General features: G+C 60.0%; 11 protein-coding genes. 8 read left to right on the top strand and 3 right to left on the bottom strand.

Annotated features, from left to right (window positions below):
* The first annotated feature begins 138 nt into the window (after positions 1-138).
* Positions 139-2,985 carry an RNA polymerase-associated protein RapA gene (rapA, locus tag J1G35_RS07495; RefSeq protein ID WP_053137083.1) on the top strand — a complete coding sequence of 949 codons (2,847 nt, stop codon included), beginning with the start codon at positions 139-141 and terminating at the stop codon, positions 2,983-2,985.
* Between the two features lie 180 nt (positions 2,986-3,165).
* Here rapA and J1G35_RS07490 read toward each other — a convergent pair whose 3' ends face one another.
* The gene (locus J1G35_RS07490) at positions 3,166-4,512 is read right to left on the bottom strand and encodes an MFS transporter (protein ID WP_053137086.1); all 1,347 of its coding nucleotides are present in this window, start codon (positions 4,510-4,512) and stop codon (positions 3,166-3,168) included.
* Between the two features lie 252 nt (positions 4,513-4,764).
* On the opposite strand from J1G35_RS07490, the gene J1G35_RS07485 reads away from it, so the two are divergent.
* The 3 genes from J1G35_RS07485 (at position 4,765) to J1G35_RS07475 (ending at position 9,914) form a co-directional block, all read left to right on the top strand.
* A complete protein-coding gene (locus J1G35_RS07485; RefSeq protein WP_223014316.1) occupies positions 4,765-5,130 on the top strand; it encodes a YkgJ family cysteine cluster protein in 366 nt (121 codons plus the stop codon).
* A gap of 139 nt (positions 5,131-5,269) precedes the next feature.
* Positions 5,270-7,534: a bifunctional diguanylate cyclase/phosphodiesterase gene (locus J1G35_RS07480; RefSeq protein WP_223014314.1), complete on the top strand. Its 2,265-nt coding sequence runs from the start codon at positions 5,270-5,272 to the stop codon at positions 7,532-7,534.
* A gap of 202 nt (positions 7,535-7,736) precedes the next feature.
* Positions 7,737-9,914 carry a hypothetical protein gene (locus J1G35_RS07475; protein ID WP_223014312.1) on the top strand — a complete coding sequence of 726 codons (2,178 nt, stop codon included), beginning with the start codon at positions 7,737-7,739 and terminating at the stop codon, positions 9,912-9,914.
* Between the two features lie 36 nt (positions 9,915-9,950).
* Here J1G35_RS07475 and J1G35_RS07470 read toward each other — a convergent pair whose 3' ends face one another.
* Both J1G35_RS07470 and J1G35_RS07465 read right to left on the bottom strand, forming a co-directional pair.
* Positions 9,951-11,042, bottom strand: coding sequence for a hypothetical protein (locus J1G35_RS07470; protein WP_223014310.1), 1,092 nt, complete (start codon positions 11,040-11,042; stop codon positions 9,951-9,953).
* Between the two features lie 257 nt (positions 11,043-11,299).
* A complete protein-coding gene (locus J1G35_RS07465; RefSeq protein WP_053137101.1) occupies positions 11,300-11,605 on the bottom strand; it encodes a DUF2288 domain-containing protein in 306 nt (101 codons plus the stop codon).
* 355 nt (positions 11,606-11,960) lie between these two features.
* Here J1G35_RS07465 and J1G35_RS07460 point away from each other — a divergent pair, with 355 nt between their 5' ends.
* The 4 genes from J1G35_RS07460 to livG all read left to right on the top strand — a co-directional run bounded on the left by J1G35_RS07460 (position 11,961) and on the right by livG (position 16,255).
* Entirely contained in the window at positions 11,961-13,088 is a 1,128-nt protein-coding gene (locus J1G35_RS07460) for a branched-chain amino acid ABC transporter substrate-binding protein (protein ID WP_223014308.1), read from the top strand.
* 229 nt (positions 13,089-13,317) lie between these two features.
* On the top strand, positions 13,318-14,241 hold the full coding sequence (gene livH, locus J1G35_RS07455; protein WP_003172375.1) for a high-affinity branched-chain amino acid ABC transporter permease LivH: 924 nt from the start codon (positions 13,318-13,320) through the stop codon (positions 14,239-14,241).
* On the top strand, positions 14,238-15,491 hold the full coding sequence (locus J1G35_RS07450; protein ID WP_012722653.1) for a high-affinity branched-chain amino acid ABC transporter permease LivM: 1,254 nt from the start codon (positions 14,238-14,240) through the stop codon (positions 15,489-15,491). Before livH ends, J1G35_RS07450 begins: the two co-directional genes overlap by 4 nt.
* On the top strand, positions 15,488-16,255 hold the full coding sequence (livG, locus tag J1G35_RS07445) for a high-affinity branched-chain amino acid ABC transporter ATP-binding protein LivG (RefSeq protein WP_012722652.1): 768 nt from the start codon (positions 15,488-15,490) through the stop codon (positions 16,253-16,255). Before J1G35_RS07450 ends, livG begins: the two co-directional genes overlap by 4 nt.

The raw sequence follows: 16,255 nt of genomic DNA, 5'->3' as shown, positions 1-16,255 counted from the left end.
GACACTCACAAGTGCCCGCCACCCGTCGATTCAGCGCTCGCCCCGCCACTCAAACGGAGTAGTTTTTGTCAGAGTCCTTGGGCGTGGGGCCTTGTTCCGTTAACATAGTCGGCTTTTTCACGGCGGGAGTCAGGCAGCATGGCGCAGCAGTATCAACCGGGGCAACGCTGGATTAGTGACAGCGAAGCAGAGCTGGGGTTAGGCACCGTTCTGGCACAGGACGGCCGCTTGTTGACCGTGCTCTATCCGGCCACTGGCGACACCCGCCAGTATGCGCTACGGAATGCGCCCCTCACTCGCGTGAGGTTCTCGCCGGGTGACACCATCACCCATTTCGAAGGCTGGAAAATGACCGTACAGGAAGTCGACGACGTCGACGGCCTGCTGGTCTACCACGGCCTCAATGGGCAGCACGAGCAGGTCACCCTGCCGGAAACCCAGCTCTCCAACTTTATCCAGTTCCGCCTGGCCAGCGACCGTCTGTTCGCCGGGCAGATCGACCCGCTGGCCTGGTTCTCGCTGCGCTATCACACCCTGGAACACACCAGCCGCCAGTTGCAATCTTCGCTGTGGGGCCTGGGCGGCGTGCGTGCGCAACCTATTGCCCACCAATTGCATATCGCCCGTGAAGTCGCTGACCGTATCGCGCCACGGGTTTTGCTGGCCGACGAAGTGGGCCTGGGCAAGACCATCGAAGCCGGCCTGGTGATTCATCGCCAGCTGCTGTCGGGCCGCGCCAGCCGCGTACTGATCCTGGTACCGGAAAACCTGCAGCACCAGTGGCTGGTAGAAATGCGCCGGCGCTTCAACCTGCAAGTGGCGCTGTTCGACGAAGAACGCTTTATCGAAAGCGATGCCGCCAACCCGTTCGAAGACACCCAGCTGGCCCTGGTCGCGCTGGAGTGGCTGGTGGACGATGAGAAGGCCCAGGACGCGCTGTTCGCTGCCGGCTGGGACCTGATGGTGGTCGACGAAGCTCACCACCTGGTCTGGCATGAAGAAAAAGCCAGCCCGGAATACGCGCTGGTCGAGCAACTTGCCGAAGTGATTCCCGGCGTGCTGCTGCTCACCGCCACCCCGGAACAGCTGGGCCAGGACAGCCACTTCGCGCGCCTGCGCCTGCTGGACCCGAACCGTTTCCACGACCTGCACGCCTTCCGCGCCGAAAGCGAGAACTATCGCCCGGTAGCCGAAGCCGTGCAGGAACTGCTGGACAAGGGCCGCCTGTCGCCTGCCGCGCACAAGACTATCCAGGGTTTCCTCGGCAACGAAGGCGAAGCGCTGCTGGCCGCCGTCAACGATGGCGACGCCGAAGCCAGCGCACGCCTGGTGCGTGAGCTGCTCGACCGCCACGGCACCGGCCGCGTGCTGTTCCGTAACACCCGTGCCGCCGTACAAGGCTTCCCGGAACGTAAGCTGCACGCCTACCCGCTGCCGAACCCGGACGAATACCTGGAGCTGCCGCTGGGCGAACACGCCGAGCTGTACCCGGAAGTCAGCTTCCAGTCGCAGCCGGACGTCGACGAAGAAAACCGCTGGTGGCGCTTCGACCCGCGCGTCGAGTGGCTGATCGACCAGCTGAAAATGCTCAAGCGCACCAAGGTCCTGGTGATCTGCGCCCATGCCGAAACCGCCATGGACCTGGAAGACGCCCTGCGCGTGCGCTCCGGCATCCCGGCCACGGTGTTCCACGAGGGCATGAACATCCTCGAGCGTGACCGCGCCGCCGCGTACTTTGCCGATGAAGAATTCGGCGCCCAGGTGCTGATCTGCTCGGAAATCGGCAGTGAAGGCCGCAACTTCCAGTTCTCCCACCACCTGGTGCTGTTCGACCTGCCGTCCCACCCCGACCTGCTGGAACAGCGGATCGGCCGTCTGGACCGGATCGGCCAGAAGCATGTGATCGAACTGCACGTGCCGTACCTGGAAACCAGCCCGCAACAGCGCCTGTTCCAGTGGTACCACGAAGCGCTGAACGCGTTCCTCAACACCTGCCCGACCGGCAACGCCTTGCAGCATCAGTTCGGCCCGCGCCTGCTGCCGCTGCTGGAAAACGCCGACGACAGCGAGTGGCAAGCCCTGATCGACGAGGCCCGTGCCGAGCGCGAGCGTCTGGAACAGGAACTGCACACCGGCCGCGACCGCTTGCTGGAGCTCAACTCCGGTGGCGCCGGTGAAGGCGATGCACTGGTGGAGGACATTCTCGAGCAAGACGACCAGTTCGCCCTGCCGATCTACATGGAAACCCTGTTCGACGCATTCGGCATCGACAGCGAAGACCATTCGGAAAACGCGCTGATCCTCAAGCCAAGCGAGAAGATGCTCGACGCCAGCTTCCCCCTGGGCGACGACGAGGGCGTGACCATCACCTACGACCGTAACCAGGCGCTGTCCCGTGAGGACATGCAGTTCATCACCTGGGAACACCCGATGGTGCAGGGCGGCATGGACTTGGTGCTGTCTGGCTCCATGGGCAACACCGCCGTGGCGCTGATCAAGAACAAGGCGCTCAAGCCGGGCACCGTGTTGCTCGAACTGCTCTACGTCAGCGAAGTGGTCGCGCCGCGCGCACTGCAACTGGGCCGTTACCTGCCGCCAGCGGCGCTGCGCTGCCTGCTGGATGCCAATGGCAACGACCTGTCCGGCCGCGTCTCGTTCGAAACCTTGAACGACCAGCTGGAAAGCGTGCCACGGGCCAGCGCCAACAAGTTCGTGCAGGCCCAGCGCGATCAACTCACACCGCGAATCAACGCCGGTGAAGAGAAGATCACGCCGCGTCATGCTGAACGTGTGGCCGAGGCCAAACGTCGCCTGGCGGCAGACACCGACGAAGAACTGGCACGCCTGACCGCCTTGCAAGCGGTCAACCCGACCGTACGTGACAGCGAATTGGTCGCCCTGCGCAACCAACGCGAGCAAGGCTTGGCCATGCTGGATAAGGCGGCGCTGCGACTGGAGGCGATTCGGGTGTTGGTGGCCGGTTGATTACCGCCCTGCCCTGTTAATAGAGGCCCGCGCACTGCGGGCCTTTTTTATTTACTTGAGAACAGCTTTGGCTTTGTGGGCCTCATCGGGGGCAAGCCCCCTCCCACATTGATCAATGGTCGACATGACAACTCGGTCAACTGTGGGAGGGGGCTTGCTCCCGATGGAGTCACCGCAATTTCAAGCCGTCGCCGCCCCAGCCGGCACCTCAACAGCCACCAATCCCTCCTTCATCCGCTTGGCATCGCGCACAAAACTGCGCGACGCCTGAAACAAGAACAACATGGTCAGGAACAACGCCACCGGAATCAGATACATGGCGTCGTGCAGCCCAACCGCCTTGTAAGCCTCGGTCATCTGCTCCGCCCCCGCCGCATACATCGCCGAATGGGCAAAATGGTCGGACAACCCGCCCACCACGATCGGCCCCATGCCCCCGCCCAGCAAGTACAAACCGGCAAAGAACAACGCCATCGCCGTGGCCCGCAGGCGAGGCTCAACCACGTCCTGGATCGCCGTGTATACACAGGTGTAGAAGTTATACGCAAACAACCAGCCCACACTGAACAGCGCTACAAACACGCCGATCTCGACGCGCCCGGCATGCAAGGCCCAGGCGGTGGTAACGGTGGAGATGATCAGGCTGCATGCTGCAAACAAAAGTCGGCCATTGGCAACACGTTGATGGATCTTGTCGGCAATCCAGCCACCCAGGGTCAGGCCCACCAGGCCGGTCAACCCGACGATGACGCCAGTGGCGACCGCCGCATCCTGCAGTGGCATGAGGAAATAGCGCTGCAACATCGGCACCAGGAACGAGTTGCAGGCATAGGTCGCGAAGTTGAAGCACAGGCCGGCCAGCACCAGCCACAGGAAGGTCGGCACGGCCAGCACGCGGCGGATCGGGCGGTCGACGCGCTCCTGGGAGACTTGTACGGCTTCGGCGGCGCCGCGCTTGGGCTCCTTGATATAGAACATGAACACCGCAAGGATCAGCCCCGGCACGGCGGCGATAAAAAACGGCGCGCGCCAGCTGTCGAACGCCTTGACCATCCAGCCGATGGTGAAGAATGCCAGCAACAGGCCCAAAGGCAGGCCGAGCATGAAAATCCCCATGGCCCGGGCACGACGGTGCGCCGGGAACAGGTCGCCAATCAGCGAGTTGGCGGCCGGTGCGTAGCTGGCCTCACCAATACCGATGCCCATGCGCACCAGTAAAAAAGTCCAGAAACTACCGACCAGGCCGTTGACCGCCGTCAGCCCGCTCCACGCGAACAGGCCCCAGCCCATCAGCTTGCTGCGCGAACCGGTATCGGCCAGACGCCCCAGCGGCAGGCCGGCGATGGCGTAGACGATAGTGAAGGCGGTGCCGATGATGCCGAGTTGGAAGTCGCTCAGGTGCCATTCCATGCGGATCGGCTCGATGATGATCGCCGGAATGGTGCGGTCGAAGAAGTTGAACAGGTTGGCCAGGAACAGCAGGAACAGAATGCGCCAGGCATTCGCCGCTTGGGTCGAGTTCTGCATGGGTCCGTCTCTTTTATTGTTATGAGAGCTGCGATGCCCGATGCATCCTGCCCGGTACCTGCAACATAGTCAGGCGAGCCAGGGTTGTCTGTAATGATTCGTAAAGCTGATAGGGCATGATTTCACCCGACAGCACGGGACTTTGCCCACAAAAATATAAGTGCACGCCCCCCTTCCCAACGGCCATGACCGGATTAGAATGGCGAGCCTTCCTGTAGTCCCCCACTCTTACTTTTCTTATCGATGACGCCCATGTCCGAAGCCAGTCCGTGTCTGAGTTGCGGTGCCTGCTGTTCCTACTTCCGTGTGTCTTTTTTCTGGGGCGAGTGCGCTTCATCGGGGGGCACGGTGCCCGACGACCTGGTGGTGCAGATCAATCCGTCCCGCGTAGCGATGATCGGTACCGACCAGAAGCCCGCGCGCTGCTGCAGCCTTCAAGGCGAAGTCGGCAAAGGCACGAGTTGCTCGATTTATGAGCAACGCTCAAGCCCCTGCCGAGAATTCGATGCCTCGTGGAGCCAGGGCGAGCAGAACGTCGATTGCGACGCCGCCCGCGCAGCGTTTGGCTTGCCGCCCTTACAAGCGCCGTTCGAGTTAGAACTGCCCATCAGCGCTTAGCATTAATTGCTATGCAAGGCATGCCAAAATCATTCACAGCAAAGTGCCATTACCCACTGGAAAATCCCGCGAGGCTTCTATACTCGACCTCATAGGTCATCGCCTTAGGCTGTGACGTGACGCTATGACAGGACATGCTATGGAATGGCTAGGTCTGCACTTTTTTACCGACCTCCCAGCGAACGGGCACTTATTACTCAATTGCAGTCATAACCCGTTCCTGGTGCTGCTGGCCTATCTGGTCGCCTGTGCGGCAGGCTTCGGCACGCTGGACATGGCCGAACGGGTCGGCCATGTCGAAGACCCCACCGCTCGCCGCCACTGGCGCTGGCTGGGGGCCGGTTGCCTGGCGGGAGGTATCTGGTCCACTCACTTCATCAGCATGCTGGCCTTCCAGGCCCCCATCGCGATTCACTACGAACTGATCATGACGTTCGCCTCGCTGGTGATCGCCCTGATCGCCTCGTTGTTCGCCATGCAAACCCTCAGTCACACGAAACTGCGGTTTCACCAGTACTTGCTGGCATCGATATGGATGGGCATCGGTATCGCCCTGATGCATTACGTCGGCATGTCGGCCATGCGCTCCCAGGCCCAGGTGTATTTCGAGCAGGGGCTATTCTTCGCCTCGGTGGGCATCGCCATTGGCGCCAGCCTGGCCGCATTGTTGCTGTCGAGCTATCTGCGCACCGGCGCCGGCGTCTTCCATCAACTGCTCAAATACGCCGCGAGCCTGGTGTTGGGCGCAGGGATTATCAGCATGCACTTTACCGGCATGGCCGCCATGCAACTGATAGTCCCCACCGGGGCCGACCTCTCGTTATCCCGGGACAACAACCCTATCCAACTGGGCCTGTCCGTCGCGGTGATCACGCTGCTGGTGATCGGCAGCAGCATCAGCGCCGCGCTGGCCGACAAGAAGCTTCAGCACAAGGAGCGTGACCTGCGTCGGGTCAATGCGCTGCTCAGCGAACTGGACCAGGCCCGCGCCACGCTGCAGCAGGTGGCTCACTACGACGCGCTGACCAGCCTGTTGAATCGCCGGGGTTTCAACCAGATCTTTGCAGAGAAACTCGCGGAAAAAACCGCATCCCACGGCATGATGGCGGTGATCTTCCTCGATATCGACCACTTCAAGCGCATCAACGACAGCCTCGGGCATGATGCCGGCGACCAGTTGCTCACCGTGCTCGCCAGCCACATCAAGAGTTCGGTGCGCAGCCACGCCGATGTAGTCGCGCGGTTTGGCGGCGACGAGTTCTGCATCCTGATCAGCATTCACCACCGCGACGAAGCGCGCCACCTGGCCCAGCGCATCATGCAGCAGATGAAGGAACCCATCGAACTGGCCGGCCGGCGCATGGTAATGACCACCAGCATCGGCATCAGCCTGTTTCCCGAGGATGGCCTGACCTGCGAAGAGCTGCTCAAGACCGCCGACCTGGCGCTGTACCAATCCAAGGACACGGGGCGTAACAGCCTGAACTTCTTCAGCTCCAACCTGAAGACCCGCGCCTTTCTCGAACTGCAATTGGAAGAAGAACTGCGCAGCGCCCTGCGCGCCCAGAACCAACTGGTGCTGTTCTACCAACCGATCTTTGACATGAAACTGGGCAAGGTCACGCGCCTGGAAGCCCTGGTGCGCTGGCAGCATCCGCAACATGGGCTGCTGGCCCCCGACCGGTTTATCGGCATTGCAGAAAGCAACGGTCTGATCGCCGAACTGGACCACTGGGTCTTGCGCCAGGCCTGCCATGACTTAAGCCTGCTCTCCGACCGAGGCTATACCGAACTGACCATGGCGGTGAATTGCTCGGCCCTGAACCTGGCCCGAGACGAGCTGGCGGATGAGATTGAAGACGCACTGCGCTTCAGCGGGATCGGCGCCAACCGCCTGGAACTGGAGGTGACCGAAAATGCCTTGATGGGCAACATCAGCAGCACCCTCGCCCTGCTGCGACAAATCCGCTCGCTGGGCGTGTCGCTGGCCATCGACGATTTTGGCACCGGCTACTCGTCCCTCGCCTACCTCAAGCGCTTGCCGCTCAACACCTTGAAAATCGATCGCTCGTTTATCCAGGACATTCCCAAGTCGACAGCCGATATCGAGATCGTCCAGGCGATTATTGGCATGGCCCACACCCTGCACCTGCAGGTGGTGACCGAAGGCGTGGAAACCCAGGCCCAGTTCGAACTCCTGCTCAAACATGGCTGTGACTTTGTGCAGGGCTACCTACTGAGCCCGGCGGTGCCCGCCAGTGACATCATTGGCGCGATGCAGGGCATCGACATACGCAACCCGCTTTACTCATGCAGCGTCGCAGGCAGCAAGGATACCAACCCGGCCAAGGATCCCTCCCCCGGCCGCTCGGGGTCTACTTCCATCGTCAGGCCAATTCGCTGACGCCGAATCTTTGGCATTTCGCCATCACTTGCCTAAAGATCGCCGACGAACGGCCGATTCATCAGAGTCCGGCCAGGTTTTACCTGGGCACACAGGGTTACCCCGATCGTTCCGGACAAGGACGCACTGCAAAGTCGCGAACTCCCATTCCGTGATGGCTACTTGATACTTTTCAGCCATCCGCACAGGCACATGGCGCACAATGACTTCTAAAAATAACCCCGCCACCGTGGTATCCGATGTGTTGCTCCCAGCTCCTGCGGAAAAGCCCTCAGGTTCAAAGTCATTGAGCACCACGCGCCCGCTGGCCACCCAGCAATACCTGTATTTCACTGAAACCAATACCGACCGCATCCTCGATAACCTCGACGGCCTGCGCGACATGGTGTTCCCACGCCCGCCTCACCTGGAAGGCGACAGCGAGCAGCACAGCGATCAGGAGTTCCCCTCGGTATGCCTGATCGGCCTGGGCCGCTGCGGTTCGAACATCGCGCTGGACGTGGCGGAGTTGGTGTACAACGCGCGTAAGTTCTACCTCAACGAATTCAGCACTGAAGATAAATCCTTGGACAAGGGCTACAGCCCGGCCCAGTGGATTCGCAACAACCTGCGCCTGGGCGGCGGCAAGGCCAGCAAGCCGGTGTTCCTGGTGGAACCGCTGGTGATGCTGGGCGATCTGGACAAGGACATCGCTGGACGTATCCGTTTCTCGCGCAAGGGCGAAAAAAGCGGCTTCCTGCGCGACTACAGCAAGATGAAAATCATGGACCTCTCTGAAGTCCATGCCGGTGGCGCCGGTAACGCGCCGATCCTCGGCCAGTACCTGGCCAAGATCATCCTCAACAAAGATACCCAGCGCTTTTCCAGCCCCGACTGGAAGATGATCCACTCGTACCTGATCGACTCCTGCGGCATCAAGGCCAACCAGTCGCGCCTGTACTTCTCGATCTTCAGCGCCGGCGGTGGCACCGGTTCGGGCATGGCCTCGGAGTTCGGCCTGGCCCAGCAACACTCGTACATGAACAAGACCTTCGACACCAAGCCCGCTGACGAGCACGACAGCAAGAGCGGCCACGCTTTCGTCTTCGAGCCGATCTTCACCAGTGGCATTTGTGTGCTGCCGAATATCTCTGATCACCGCAGCGAAATGTCCGAGGCGCAGCATATCAACGCCGGACGCTTGCTGTGCAAGTACCTTTCGGAAGAATGGGACTTCTCGTACAACTTCGACAATGAAGACAGCAGCGAAGCCAGTGTGAAGGGGCGTATCCGTCCGTGGAACGCGATGATGCTGATCTCCAACGACATCATGCGTTATGCCGAAGAAAGCGATGACGGCAACATCCAGAACATTGACGTCAATGCCATGGAAAAACACGCCAACCAGTACATCTCCCAGCAAATCTTCAACATCCTCACCGCCCAGGCCGTGACCACCGACTACGACCAGAATTATTTCCGTCGCGCCGGCATCGATATCGGCGAAACCATTCGCCTGGACGCCAACGACCTGTTCATGAGCCTGGCCGGTCCAGTGGCGATTGCCTACGCCGAATCCGTAGTACCGGAAACCCCGGTGCCGTCGAATGACAAGTTCAAAGTCTTCGAGAAAGAGCCCCAGCGCCTGAACATCGACGACCTGTTCTTCCGCTCCATCGACCTGCCGCACTTCAACAAGGTCACCCAGGCCATCGAAGGCATCAGCCTGTTGCCGATCGAGTCCAAGCGCTACAAGGCGTCCCTGGAGCAGTACAAGAACTCCGGCTACGACGCGGCGGCGCTGCATGACCTGCACTTCTTCAAGAACTGCTCGTCGGTGGTGTCGATCGTCTCACTGCCCAAGGACTACAAGCTGTCCTACATGGACCTGAACCGGCTCAAGACTCACCTCAACAGCCTGTTCCCCAACACCACCCTCAAGCGCTATGCCCTGGTGATCGGCGCGTCGGCCAACCTGTCGCTGACCACCCTGATCGCCAAGAGCCCGTGCCTGTCGGATGACTTCCTGACGCTGATCGTGGCCTTTATCAAGCGCTGCTTCGCGCGCAACCCGTACCGCTTCGACGACACGCTGGATAACTCGATCCTGGATTTCATCATCCACGAGGACTTCGACGAAGACCGCATCGACGAGCTGCTCAACGAGTTTGAAAACCCGGCGAAGATCCTTGATACCAACTGGTACGCGATCAAGCCGATGTATGAGAAGAAGTACCGCGAGTTGATCAACGACAAAGAGAAGTTTGTGTCGATCAATGACATTCGCCTGTCACGGGATTGCGTGAAGAAAGCGATCAAGTACCTGCGCGAGATCTACCGTCACCGCATCGGCAAGACCAAGGTTATTTCGTTGAATAACCATACCGGCAAGACCGGCTAACAACGTGGGACGGCGCCGCCCGGCGCCGTCGCAACCTCAGTGCGTCATGCGTTGGCGCAGGAACGCGAGGATGGTCTTTTCGTCGCCGCGCTTTGCAGGCCGGGGCAGTTGCTTCGGCCAGCCCGAGTTTTTCGCGCCGAAGAAGCGCTTCTGCTCCGCCTCATCCCAGCCGCGAATCTCGCGCGAAGCCGATTCCCACCAACCGTGTCGGCACACGTCGTAATACGGATGCGCAGGCGCCGAACTGCCGTAGAGCAAGTCTCGACCGACCTTTTTCACATGCTTGCGCTGATTGCGCAGCTTCCACTTGATGCGCAGCCGTTGCCAGGGAGAGGGCACCGGTTTGACCCGCGGCACATCCAGGCAACGCGCCACCAGCTCAGGGCCAAATGCCTCACCGTACAGGGTAAAGAAGTGCGCCTGCATGGCATGGAAGAAGCGCTTGTCGGCAAAATAGTGATGAACGAACTTGCGGGCCTCGCGCACCTTCTGGCCGCGCATCGCGAAGGAAATCGCGATTTGCTCGATGGTGTGGATATCGAACGAGTTCCGGGTCCACTCGTCGATCAGGCGGATAGACGCTTCGAGCAGCGGCGAATCGCTGGCACGGACACCGCACAGACCACTGTTATAGAGCTTGAAGCTGTTATCCGCCGAGATGCCATGGGCCTGTAGGTGCTCGCCCAGCTTGAGGTAGTCCGGGCGCTTGCAGACGTAGCTCCAGTCGTATTCAAAACCGTCCATCACATACTGGCCCGGCTCGATCAGCTCGAACACACGATGGGGGGACTTGAGGAACAGCGTGTCGGTGTCGACGAACAGGGTCTTGTCCGCCAGCGTCAGCCCTTGGGCGATCGCGCAGGCCTTGCGGCGATGGGGGTAACCGTTTTCACCCTGCCATTGGGCCAGGGTCTGCTCGTCCAGGGCGATGGTTTCAACCGGCCAGCCGTCGTAGTCCTGGGGGCGATCGGTCATGACCCGGATGCACAGCGACTCGCCCGCTTTAAGTTGAGACAGGGCGGTGAGGATGCTGAACTTGGCTTCGCGCCGATAAACGTCCTGATGACCGTAGATAAGGTAAAGCAGTTGGTGTGAAGGTTTCGCTAAAGGGGGCAGCGCTGACGGCATGACTAGCTCCGGGTGACAAGCGGCGAACTTTACCGGAATTCACCGTTTCCTACGCCATGATCTGACAGCCATCCGCCTTTTATTCACACCGAGAAACAATTCTCCCGCCGATTCACCCGCGAGAAAACTGTTCCCATGACGTGCGCGTCACCCTGCGCTGTGACCTTTCTCCACGGCAAGATGCCATCACGGCGCCAGCGGTTACTCAGCTACACACTTTTAAAACCGAAAATCACGCACCATTTAAGTGCCAAACGTTATCGCGACGCCCTTTCCTGGATCAGTATCCACGGCGAAACCACCACAGCCCACAAGCTCGGGTCACGCTCAACAAGGTCCAATGCCCGCGTCGCAGACACTTCGCACAGGCTGCCCGAGGCCAGCCAGGCAGCGACTTTATCGCGGTTGTCTTCAGCCATTCCCTCGGCGGCTTCAATCAAATCCAGGCCGGCGTCGACCCACAATAGGGCACCCTTGGCAAAGAACGGTTCAAGCTCCTTCCAGGAGATTTCGGCGGTTTCGCCGAGCAGCTTGGCATAGAGGGTGCTAGGTTCTTGCGTCATGGGAATTCACCTGGGAAAAAAATCGGCGCAATCATAACGTCGTGCCTTTCGTATAAAAAGCCAGGTAGAAAAACCCAGTTGCAAATGAGTCATCGATAGAAAGTGTCAGGAAAGCCAAGGATTGCCCGAGACTCTGGCATTACCACGCCGCAATTCTGTCTTTTTCTTTCATTTAAGCGACATACACAGGTTTTGCCCCCAGCAGCCAGCTTTTCAAGCGATCAACCGGCGCTCTACACTGTACCGGTACAGTTGCCAGGGCACTGCCGGGGGGATATCCGAGATATCTGATCCGGTTCTGCAGCTCACAAGGCCGCTAGAACTATAAAAAATACAACAGTAAGAGTGGAGCACTATGAATAAGGCTACTAAGCAGATTTCCAAACTGTTTGCCGCTATGGTCCTGGCTGGGGTTGCCGGCCATTCGTTCGCAGCTGACACCATCAAGATCGGCATCGCCGGTCCGAAAACTGGTCCTGTAACGCAATACGGCGACATGCAATTCATGGGTGCCAAGCAGGCCATCGCCGACATCAACGCCAAGGGCGGCGTCGACGGCAAAATGCTCGAAGCCAAGGAATACGACGACGCTTGCGATCCTAAACAAGCCGTGGCCGTTGCCAACAAAGTGGTCAACGACGGCGTCAAGTTCGTGGTCGGTCACCTCTGCTCCAGCTCCACTCAGCCAGCGTCCGACATCTATGAAGACGAAGGCGTGATCATGATTACCCCGGCAGCTACCAGCCCGGAAATCACCGCCCGTGGCTACAAGCTGATCTTCCGCACCATCGGCCTGGACAGCGCCCAAGGCCCAGCGGCCGGCAACTACATCGCCGACCACGTGAAGCCGAAAATCGTTGCCGTCCTGCACGACAAGCAGCAATACGGTGAAGGTATCGCCACCGCCGTCAAAAAGACCCTTGAGCAGAAAGGCACCAAGGTTGCCGTCTTCGAAGGCCTGAACGCCGGCGACAAAGACTTCTCCTCGATCATCCAGAAGCTCAAGCAAGCCAACGTCGATTTCGTCTACTACGGCGGCTACCACCCGGAGCTGGGTCTGATCCTGCGTCAAGCCAAGGAAAAAGGCCTGAACGCCAAGTTCATGGGCCCTGAAGGTGTCGGCAACGACTCCATCTCGCAAATCGCCCAAGACGCTTCCGAAGGCCTGCTGGTAACCCTGCCGAAATCCTTCGACACCGACCCGGCCAACAAAGCCATCGTTGAAGAGTTCGCCAAGAACAAGCAGGACCCAACCGGTCCGTTCGTGTTCCCGGCCTACTCGGCCATTGAAGTCATCGCCGGCGGTATTACCGCTGCCAAGAGCGAAGACACCGCCAAAGTGGCTGCCGCCATCCACGCGGGCACCTTCAAGACCCCTACCGGCGAGCTGAGCTTCGACGCCAAGGGCGACCTGAAGGACTTCAAGTTCGTGGTCTACGAATGGCACTTCGGCAAACCAAAAACCGAAGTTTCCCCTCAGTAAGCCAGGCATTACTGGTCCAACAAGCCCACTGTGAGAGCAGTGGGTTTTGTTTTACGAGGTTTATGGGCCTGTCACCCGCGATCCGGGCGCTGGCTCACCTGAAAATCTTAAAACCGTCACCAGCGGTTCGCTGGCAAACGCTTTGTGCAAATGTGCTCACAGAACACAGCACGGGGCCGGAACATGACTCCACCAGTGAAATGCGTATCGGGTTTTTAGGAGCGCTGTAATGCCTGAGATCTATCATTTTTTCCAACAGCTGGTTAATGGCCTGACCATTGGCAGCACCTATGCCTTGATAGCCATTGGCTACACAATGGTTTACGGCATCATTGGAATGATTAACTTCGCCCATGGCGAGGTGTACATGATTGGTTCCTACGTGGCCTTCATCGCCCTTGCCGGGCTGGCCATGATGGGTATCCACTCCCTGCCGCTGTTGATGACCGCTGCGTTCCTTGCATCGATCGTCGTGACCAGTGCCTATGGCTACAGTATCGAGCGCGTTGCCTACCGTCCCTTGCGTGGCAGCAACCGTTTGATCCCGCTGATTTCCGCCATCGGCATGTCGATTTTCCTGCAGAACACCGTATTGCTGTCCCAGGACTCCAAGGATAAATCCATCCCCAACCTGATCCCGGGGAGCTTCTCCTTCGGTCCGGGTGGTGCGGAAGAGGTCCTGATTTCCTATATGCAGATCCTGGTCTTCGTCGTCACCCTGGTGGCCATGCTGGGCCTGACCCTGTTCATCTCCCGCTCCCGTCTGGGGCGCGCCTGCCGGGCCTGCGCCGAAGACATCAAGATGGCCAACCTGTTGGGCATCAACACCAACAACATCATCGCCCTGACGTTCGTGATCGGTGCCGCGCTGGCAGCCGTCGCGGCGGTACTGCTGAGCATGCAGTACGGCGTGATCAACCCCAACGCCGGTTTCCTGGTAGGCCTCAAGGCCTTTACCGCAGCGGTATTGGGCGGCATCGGCAGTATTCCGGGCGCGATGCTCGGCGGCCTGGTGCTGGGGGTGGCCGAGGCGTTTGGTGCCGATATTTTCGGCGACCAATACAAGGACGTCGTCGCGTTCGGCCTGTTGGTTCTGGTGCTGTTGTTCCGTCCGACCGGCATCCTGGGCCGTCCGGAGGTTGAGAAAGTATGAGCAGATATCTTAAATCGGCGTTTTTCAGCGCCTTGCTGGTGTGGGCTGTGGCCTTCCCGGTACTCGGCCTCAAGCTGAGCATTGTCGGCATCAACCTTGAAGTGCACGGCACCGGCCCCGTGACCCTGACCATCATCGCCCTGTGCTCGGTGCTGATGTTCCTGCGCGTGCTGTTCACCCAGCAGGTCGGCGCTCTGTTCAAGAGCAACCGTGGCCCGTTGGTCTCGCCCAAGGTCAGCCAATTCCTGACCCTGCCACGCACCCAGCGCTACATCATCATCGGCCTGATCGTGGCCGCGTTGATCTGGCCGTTCTTCGGCTCGCGCGGTGCGGTCGACATTGCCACCCTGATCCTGATCTACGTGTTGCTGGGCCTGGGCCTGAACATCGTGGTGGGCCTCGCCGGCCTGCTCGACCTGGGTTATGTGGGCTTCTACGCCGTGGGTGCCTACACCTATGCGCTGCTGTCGCACTACCTGGGCTGGAGCTTCTGGATCTGCCTGCCGCTGGCCGGCATGGCGGCGGCCACGTTCGGCTTCCTGCTGGGCTTCCCGGTACTGCGCCTGCGCGGTGACTACCTGGCCATCGTGACCCTGGGCTTCGGGGAAATCATCCGTCTGTTCCTGCGTAACCTGACCGACATCACCGGTGGTCCCAACGGTATCAGCAGCATCCCCAAGCCGACGTTCTTCGGGCTGTCGTTCGACCGCACCGCTGCCGAAGGCATGCAGACGTTCCACGAGTACTTCGGGATCGACTACAACCCGGTAAGCAAAGTGGTGTTCCTGTACCTGGTGGCACTGTTGCTGGCGCTGGCGGCACTGTTCGTGATCAACCGCTTGCTGCGCATGCCGATCGGCCGCGCCTGGGAAGCGTTGCGCGAAGATGAGATCGCCTGCCGTGCCCTGGGCCTGAACCCGACCATCATCAAGCTCTCCGCCTTCACCCTGGGTGCCGCGTTCGCCGGTTTCGCCGGCAGCTTCTTCGCCGCACGCCAAGGCCTGGTGACCCCGGAGTCGTTCACCTTTATCGAGTCGGCGATCATCCTCGCCATCGTGGTATTGGGTGGCATGGGCTCGCAACTGGGTGTGATCCTGGCGGCGATCGTGATGATCCTGCTGCCGGAAATGATGCGTGAGTTCAGCGAATACCGCATGTTGATGTTCGGCGCCATGATGGTGCTGATGATGATCTGGCGTCCTCAAGGCCTGCTGCCCATGCAACGTCCACACATGGAGCTGCGCAAATGAGCCGCGAGATCCTGAAAGTCGAAAACTTGAGCATGCGCTTCGGCGGCTTGCTGGCGGTCAACGGCGTCGCCCTGACCGTGAAAGAGAAACAGGTAGTAGCGCTGATCGGCCCCAACGGCGCCGGCAAGACCACGGTGTTCAACTGCCTCACCGGTTTCTACAAGCCGAGTGGCGGCAGCATCCTGCTGGACGGCCAGCCGATCCAGGGCCTGGCCGGTCACGAGATCGCCCGCAAGGGCGTGGTGCGGACATTCCAGAACGTGCGGCTGTTCAAGGACATGACGGCGGTCGAGAACCTGCTGATCGCCCAGCATCGTCACCTGAACACCAACTTCTTTGCAGGCCTGTTCAAGACCCCGGCGTTCCGCAAGAGCGAGCGCGAGGCCATGGAATATGCGGAGTACTGGCTGGACAAGGTCAACCTCACCGAGTTCGCCAACCGCCCCGCCGGCACCCTGGCCTATGGTCAGCAACGTCGCCTGGAAATCGCCCGCTGCATGATGACCCGCCCGCGGATCCTGATGCTCGACGAACCGGCCGCCGGCCTGAACCCCAAGGAAACCGAAGACCTCAAGGCACTGATCGGTGTGTTGCGTGAGGAAAACAACGCCACGGTGCTGTTGATCGAACACGACATGAAACTGGTCATGAGCATTTCCGACCATATCGTCGTGATCAACCAGGGCACGCCGCTGGCGGACGGGACGCCGGAGCAGATCCGTGACAATCCTGAAGTGATCAAAGCCTATCTGGGGGAAGCGTAA

Origin of the sequence: Pseudomonas sp. SH10-3B (genome assembly GCF_019891415.1) — a bacterium.
Classification (GTDB): Bacteria; Pseudomonadota; Gammaproteobacteria; order Pseudomonadales; family Pseudomonadaceae; genus Aquipseudomonas.
Note: the sequence above shows the minus strand (reverse complement) of the source record. Positions and strands in the feature narration are given on the sequence as shown.

What these genes read in the sequence shown, in the direction of transcription:
- rapA (WP_053137083.1), top strand. Translation starts at nt 139, where the DNA reads ATGGCGCAGCAGTATCAACCGGGGCAACGCTGGATTAGTGACAGCGAA.
- J1G35_RS07490 (WP_053137086.1), bottom strand. Translation starts at nt 4,512, where the DNA reads ATGCAGAACTCGACCCAAGCGGCGAATGCCTGGCGCATTCTGTTCCTG.
- J1G35_RS07485 (WP_223014316.1), top strand. Translation starts at nt 4,765, where the DNA reads ATGTCCGAAGCCAGTCCGTGTCTGAGTTGCGGTGCCTGCTGTTCCTAC.
- J1G35_RS07480 (WP_223014314.1), top strand. Translation starts at nt 5,270, where the DNA reads ATGGAATGGCTAGGTCTGCACTTTTTTACCGACCTCCCAGCGAACGGG.
- J1G35_RS07475 (WP_223014312.1), top strand. Translation starts at nt 7,737, where the DNA reads ATGACTTCTAAAAATAACCCCGCCACCGTGGTATCCGATGTGTTGCTC.
- J1G35_RS07470 (WP_223014310.1), bottom strand. Translation starts at nt 11,042, where the DNA reads ATGCCGTCAGCGCTGCCCCCTTTAGCGAAACCTTCACACCAACTGCTT.
- J1G35_RS07465 (WP_053137101.1), bottom strand. Translation starts at nt 11,605, where the DNA reads ATGACGCAAGAACCTAGCACCCTCTATGCCAAGCTGCTCGGCGAAACC.
- J1G35_RS07460 (WP_223014308.1), top strand. Translation starts at nt 11,961, where the DNA reads ATGAATAAGGCTACTAAGCAGATTTCCAAACTGTTTGCCGCTATGGTC.
- livH (WP_003172375.1), top strand. Translation starts at nt 13,318, where the DNA reads ATGCCTGAGATCTATCATTTTTTCCAACAGCTGGTTAATGGCCTGACC.
- J1G35_RS07450 (WP_012722653.1), top strand. Translation starts at nt 14,238, where the DNA reads ATGAGCAGATATCTTAAATCGGCGTTTTTCAGCGCCTTGCTGGTGTGG.
- livG (WP_012722652.1), top strand. Translation starts at nt 15,488, where the DNA reads ATGAGCCGCGAGATCCTGAAAGTCGAAAACTTGAGCATGCGCTTCGGC.